9 protein-coding genes are annotated in these 6,073 nt (G+C 44.6%); 3 read left to right on the top strand and 6 right to left on the bottom strand.

Features of this window, described 5'->3' with window-relative positions:
- Together N5P32_RS10175 and N5P32_RS10170 are read right to left on the bottom strand one after the other, a co-directional pair.
- Positions 1-958: HAMP domain-containing protein (locus N5P32_RS10175; RefSeq protein WP_265728967.1), on the bottom strand; the 958-nt coding region annotated here is incomplete at its 3' end.
- Complete coding sequence (locus tag N5P32_RS10170) at positions 958-1,644, bottom strand: response regulator (RefSeq protein ID WP_265728966.1); 687 nt, start codon at positions 1,642-1,644, stop codon at positions 958-960. The genes N5P32_RS10175 and N5P32_RS10170, both read right to left, overlap by 1 nt.
- A gap of 197 nt (positions 1,645-1,841) precedes the next feature.
- Here N5P32_RS10170 and N5P32_RS10165 point away from each other — a divergent pair, with 197 nt between their 5' ends.
- Positions 1,842-2,351 (top strand): CpxP family protein, encoded by a 510-nt coding sequence (locus N5P32_RS10165; RefSeq protein ID WP_265728965.1) that lies wholly within the window; start codon positions 1,842-1,844, stop codon positions 2,349-2,351.
- 68 nt (positions 2,352-2,419) lie between these two features.
- On the opposite strand, the gene N5P32_RS10160 is transcribed toward N5P32_RS10165, so the two are convergent.
- The gene (locus tag N5P32_RS10160) at positions 2,420-2,698 is read right to left on the bottom strand and encodes a hypothetical protein (RefSeq protein WP_265728964.1); all 279 of its coding nucleotides are present in this window, start codon (positions 2,696-2,698) and stop codon (positions 2,420-2,422) included.
- Positions 2,699-2,920: 222 nt separating this feature from the next.
- Here N5P32_RS10160 and N5P32_RS10155 point away from each other — a divergent pair, with 222 nt between their 5' ends.
- Positions 2,921-3,445, top strand: a complete 525-nt coding sequence (locus tag N5P32_RS10155) for a hypothetical protein (RefSeq protein ID WP_265728963.1) — start codon at positions 2,921-2,923, stop codon at positions 3,443-3,445.
- A gap of 107 nt (positions 3,446-3,552) precedes the next feature.
- Here N5P32_RS10155 and N5P32_RS10150 read toward each other — a convergent pair whose 3' ends face one another.
- Positions 3,553-4,551: a branched-chain amino acid aminotransferase gene (locus N5P32_RS10150; protein WP_265728962.1), complete on the bottom strand. Its 999-nt coding sequence runs from the start codon at positions 4,549-4,551 to the stop codon at positions 3,553-3,555.
- Positions 4,552-4,573: 22 nt separating this feature from the next.
- On the opposite strand from N5P32_RS10150, the gene N5P32_RS10145 reads away from it, so the two are divergent.
- Positions 4,574-4,702: a hypothetical protein gene (locus N5P32_RS10145; protein ID WP_265728961.1), complete on the top strand. Its 129-nt coding sequence runs from the start codon at positions 4,574-4,576 to the stop codon at positions 4,700-4,702.
- A 58-nt stretch (positions 4,703-4,760) separates the two neighbouring features.
- On the opposite strand, the gene N5P32_RS10140 is transcribed toward N5P32_RS10145, so the two are convergent.
- Both N5P32_RS10140 and N5P32_RS10135 read right to left on the bottom strand, forming a co-directional pair.
- Positions 4,761-5,639, bottom strand: coding sequence for a diguanylate cyclase domain-containing protein (locus N5P32_RS10140; RefSeq protein WP_265728960.1), 879 nt, complete (start codon positions 5,637-5,639; stop codon positions 4,761-4,763).
- A 150-nt stretch (positions 5,640-5,789) separates the two neighbouring features.
- Positions 5,790-6,035 (bottom strand): DUF1294 domain-containing protein, encoded by a 246-nt coding sequence (locus N5P32_RS10135; RefSeq protein ID WP_265728972.1) that lies wholly within the window; start codon positions 6,033-6,035, stop codon positions 5,790-5,792.
- Positions 6,036-6,073: the final 38 nt, after the last annotated feature.

Here is a 6,073-nt window from a genome sequence, read left to right as displayed (position 1 = left end):
ACAAGCTCGATAAAGGTTGAGCTTCTCTATTTAAATGACTGTCTACTTGCACGCTGGACAATTCCAGCAGCTTGCCAATCATTTGCTCAAGTCGTTGGGCTTCTGTATCAATGCGTGCCAAGTCTGGACTATCTCCCAATTTTCTGTTTGCTAACGCCTGCGCCATTCTCAGTCGCGTTAATGGAGATCGTAACTCATGAGAAATATCCGACAACAAGCGTTGCTGGCGAGAAATCATCATATTCACCGCTTCAACCATTTGGTTAAAACTGGCGCCCGCTTGGCGGAATTCAGATGTGCCCTTCTCTAATTCTGGATCGATTTCAAACACCCCTTTCGCCACACGTTGTGCGGCGCGCTCTAAACGTCTTGCAGGCTGACTCAGTGCCCACGCTAGCCAGAGCAACAACGGCGTACTCACCAACATAACAGCCAACAATAAACGAAACGGATGATCAAACAGCTGCAACAAGAAATTAGGTGGCTCGCCCCAACGAGTACCGATGTACAAAAAGTAATCTTGATTGGCCAATCGCACAGGAAGTGGCCCTGAAATCATCATTTTGCCATACAGTTTTTGTTGCGGGTTGTTAGGGTTTTCAATCGTGGTGGTAAAGTTACGCAGCGCCTTAAATGAAAAATCAGGACGACGCTCAGACGTCAGAATGTTTCCGTCTAAATCGGTAATAAATAAACTTAATTTATTTTTGTCATCACCTCGATGAGAACGCCCTTCTAGACTCATCAATACGGATGCCAAATCTGGAGCCGAAGCAAAAATCTGCTCTGCACGATCTCGTATTTGCAACATTTGCTCGTAATGAGGCGGGTCAATATCACGACTTTTTCGCGGATCAAAGTGCGGTAAAGCCAATACCACCAGCACCACCAAAAACATAGTGAACCAGAAAATCGCAAAAATACGCCCGTACAGGCTGGTTATTTTAGGCAACTTCATTATTCGCCCTCCACCAGCAAATAACCGCGACCACGCAATGTCTTAATGCGCGGCTTACCACTTGGCCAATCCGGCAGTTTTTTTCGCAAATTAGAAACATGCATATCAATGGCTCGGTCAAATGCTGCCAAGCGCTTGCCCAATACGTCCAAACTCAGCTCCTCTTTGGTCAATACTTTTCCTGGATGGAGCAAGAAATAATGCAGCAGCGCAAACTCAGTACTGGTTAAATCCAATACATCGCCGTTGCAAAAGGCTTCTAATCGCCCTGGGTACAACTTAACGTCTCGGTATGCTACAAAATCGTTTTGCGCTTGCCCGTTACTGGCTTGCGTTCTTCGAAGAATGGCTCGGATACGTGCCAACAATTCGCGTTCGCTAAATGGCTTAGGCAAGTAATCATCGGCGCCTAACTCTAACCCAACCACACGATCAATCTCTTCGCCTTTGGCGGTCAACATCAACACTGGGACGTCCCACTTTTCTCGTAATTGCTTCAGTGTTTCAAAGCCGTTTAATTTAGGCATCATCACGTCAAGCAAAACCAGATCCACGCTGTCGCTCATCGCTGCCAGCCCTTCCACGCCATCATAAGCCACTGACACCGCGCAATTTTCAAAAGACAAAACTTCCTTGAGCAAATCACTCAATTCAATATCGTCATCAATGATTAAAATATGAGGCATGAGACATTCCTAAAACCAGAGTAATAAACAAATCGATAAATCGTATTTTACGTTGAAAAACCGCTTACGACGTAGCCTTTACGATACTTTACCTTCCAAAGACGTCACTTTACTTTACAAGCTCTATTCTACCCCTATGCGTTCAGAGCGCAGTATTTAATAACACTACCCCCCAACCAATTTGGAAGGAAAAGACTATGAAAATGTCCAAAAAATTGATTTTAGCGTCTGTTGTTTTGCCTCTAGTCATCAGCTCTAATGCATTTGCTTTCGGTGGGAAAGACCACAGAGGGTCACATGAAGAGTGCCGCCCTGGACCGGGTTTTGACCGTGGCATGATGAAAGAGTTGGATCTAACCGACGCACAAAAAGACCAGTTCAAAACGCTTCGCCAAGCCAGTAAAGACGAAATGAAACAACGTTTTGAAGACAATGCAGAACAACGCGATGAAATGCGAGACGAACGGGCTAATAAAATCAACGCCCTGTTGATGGCAGACAAATTTGACCCAGCGAAAGCAACGGCGATTGCACAAGAGTTTTCTAACCAACAAGTAGAACGCCAAGTAGACATGCTCAGCAAACAACACAAAATGCTAAGTATTTTAACGCCAGAGCAAAAAGCAAAATTCGTTGAACTACAGAAAGAACAACAAGAAGATTGCGGTGATGATAAGCCGCGTCACAAAGGCAAAGATCGTAAATAATCCACCTTATACAACAAAAACGGCCTGATGGCCGTTTTTTCGTTTAGTCCACATCGAAATCAGAAGGCTTAACTGCGCTTCCAGATTCGAGCAACGGCGCGATCTGAGCCAAGCAAACCAACGATTTCACACACCAACCCCGTCAGCATAAACAACAAGATAGGAATCACCCCCGCAGGTTCGCCTGTCACCAGAGTCACAGCAACAGAGGCCGAGCCGATCACCAAACAAAGCAGCCCCAATACAATCAGAATGGTACGATGAGACTGTTTATATTCGTATTCACCATCACCCGATTCGAACATGCTCAACACTGGCGCACAGAGTTTTCTCATTGTTTCTTTCATAAAACCTTCTTTTTACTGGAAAGAGCCAACATGCGCTCACCACAACATTTCGTTTAGTAGAATGTCTTTTATATCATCACCCTAGCGAAAAATACGCTCAGAGCCGCAAAAACTTTACACTTTTTTGATTAAACTTCACCCGAAACCAACCGATTGGGTAAAGGTAAGGAAAAAACTCAAACTTGATACTCATTCTCATTTATTCAATTAACGGAGAAAATCATGAAAAGAATAATGGCAGCAGGAATTGCGGCAACGGCAATATGCCTATCCATGAATGCAAATGCTTCTTCAATGACCTACGTGGATTATTCCATAGGCACCGTAGACTATGACTCCAGTTCTAGCAGCGGTGATTATTCTGCTTTTACCGCCTCAATTGAAACACCCATTCTTCCGCTCATTTCAATAGAGTCTATCGACTTAAACGATTCCAATATTTTGAAATTAGGCATCGGGGCTTCTATTGGCATTGGCAGTGCCAGCAATATCTATGGGCTGGTTCATTACAACGACTACGAAGGCAATACCGATTCGGATATCAGTTTTAGAGTGGGCATAAACAGCACCATTTCAGATCGTCTTGAAGTGAGGTTGTCGCATACTATGTACTCAGACCAAGATGGCCTAGACAATACCAAACTATCATTAGGCTATTATTTAACGCAAAACTTCTCTGTGTCAGGAAACTATGCCGTGGCAGACACCTACAACATTATGTCGGCAACAGCTCGGTTGAGCTTCTAGCACAGCATGGTTTAAAGTCCGTCCGTGTTGAAGGCCATAAAAAAGGGTTAAAGCACTTAGCTTTAACCCTTTTTTCGTCTTTCTAGAACAACTTAACGACAGAACACTTAGCACACTTTTGTTAGCCAGTTGTGATTGTCTTCTGCTTTGCCCCATTGAATATCATTCAATGCTTGGCGAAGTTTTTGTGCGGTAGGTCCTGGCTCGCCAGTGCCCACTTTGTACTCTTTATCGTTATGAATAAACGTACCCACAGACGTTAATACCGCTGCCGTACCAGACAGAACCGCTTCGACCTCAGGCTTAGCTGAGCGTTCTAGCAACTCAGTTACCGTCAAGTCACGCTCTGTCACAGTCATGCCTAAATCGGCCGCAAGGGTTAAAATAGAAGAACGTGTCACACCGTGTAGGAAAGAGGAATCCAACCCTTTGGTGATGATTTCGTTCCCGTCGATCAACAAAAAGTTTGCTGCGCCGGTTTCTTGTACGTCGCCGTTTGGACAGAACAAAATTTGATCCGCTTGAACTTCTGCTTTCGCCTTCATCATAGGACCCAACGCACTGGCGTAGTTGCCGCCGCTTTTGATCATACCCATGTGTGGCGCACAACGCATGCCGGTTTCATCCAATAGAAGACGAAGCGCTTTTGCACCGCCCGTGAAGTAATCTCCCACTGGAGACAACAATACATACAGCATAGACGTTGCCGTTGGCGCAGCCGCTTTACCTACTGCGGCTTCGGTTCCAATATGAGTAGGACGAATGTACATAGAACCTGGTGGCTCAGGAACATCGCTGCCGTATTCAGCAACCACATCTAAAATCATTTTAGCCACTTGCTCTTCATCTAACGTAGGTAGAGACAACAAACGGCTGCTTTGTGCTAGACGCTTAATGTTTTGGTCCATTCGAAACACGTGCACGCTGCCATCTTCGTGGCGAAAGGCTTTCAACCCTTCAAAGCAAGTACTTGAGTAATGTAAAACATGCGCACCAGGATGCAATTGAATGCTGTCCGATCCAACAATACTTGCTTCACTCCATTGATTATTTTCGAATGTTGCCAATGCCATCTTAGGCATAAACACGCTACCAAAAGCCGCCATTATTGTTTCCTATGAAAGTTAAATGATTACGAGTAATACTGGCGATCAAACCAGCATCATCAGGACTCTATATTTGCTTACGAGCCAATCTCCTGATAGTAAAACGGAAATCGGCGCGAAGAAAGTAAATCGTCAATATCAAACCGAATGAAAGGGATATTTCCAGTATATTTGCTAATTTAGAAGTGAAACAAAGACTCAAAACACCGTTAAGATGTGGCCAACACAACTTGATCACCGCCGTCATTTTTAGCCACATACATTGCTTTATCGGCGGACTGAACTAACGCCAATGGCGCTTTTCCGTCTTCAGGGTAACGTGCTGCGCCAATACTCGCCGACACTCGAGATTCCACACCATCAATCACGAAAGCTCGACCTAACTCAGCACGAATTTTCTCAGCGACCAACGCCATGCCCTCTAATGTGCTCGCTTTGTTTAAAATGATCAGAAACTCATCACCACCCAAACGCCCAACCGTATCCGACTTGCGCACACAAGCCCCCAATCTTTCGGCTATTTGTTGTAATAATAAGTCCCCTACTGCATGTCCACGAAGGTCATTCACATCTTTGAACCCATCAATATCAATGAACAACACCGACAACCCCACTTGTTCACGATCCGCCAACGTCAAAGCCGTTTGTAGGCGATCCAAAAGCAACGTGCGATTCGGCAAACAGGTTAAATCATCATGACCCGCCGCGTACAACAGCCGCGCTTCCATCTCTTTGCGTTCCGTAATATCGTGTGCAACAGCAATGCGGACTTGATGCTCTTCGGACCACCTTGCAGACCAAAGTACATTCACAACCTTACCGTCTTTACGAACCCAGCGGTTTTCGAAACGTGGCTGAACTTGCCCAGAAATGATGGTATCAACCGTTTCTAATGTCTCCACCCTGTCTTCTTCATAGACCATATTCACCATCGGCTGACCAATCACGTCACTTGGCGCATAGCCAAACATGCGTTCAAATGCGGCACTCACAAAAACAAAATACCCATCACGGTCGACAACACAAACCGCGTCTAACATCAGTTCCATCACATCAGCAATATCAATGGATACAGCATTGTTTTTCATAAAAAACGCACCTAAACATACATGTAATATTTCACTAAGATTGTAGAAGACAAAACACGAAGCCACTACACTCATAATAGAATTAACGGCCGGATACTGAATAAATTCACTTAATCGCTGCATTTATGTCCACATTTCTCGCAACACAACCTAAAACCCAGACATAAAATACACACCGTACGATAAAATCATGACATTCAGAATCACAGTTACCCAGAAAACGAATCGAAATCGTCGTTTCTTCGTCTTATGACGAAACACCCTCTGTCCTAACAAAGCACCACACCAGCCACCAAAAAATGACAACCAATGCAAGGTTGACTCTCGAACACGTTGCCTACCATGCTTTGCCGCTGATTTATCGACGCAGTAAAAACAGAAAGTGACAAGCCCCATCAGGCCATAAAACGAAAACAATAAAACAAAAATAAACA

The sequence above is a fragment of the Marinomonas pontica genome (assembly GCF_026191375.1).
GTDB lineage: Bacteria > Pseudomonadota > Gammaproteobacteria > Pseudomonadales > Marinomonadaceae > Marinomonas > Marinomonas pontica.
Note: the sequence above shows the minus strand (reverse complement) of the source record. Positions and strands in the feature narration are given on the sequence as shown.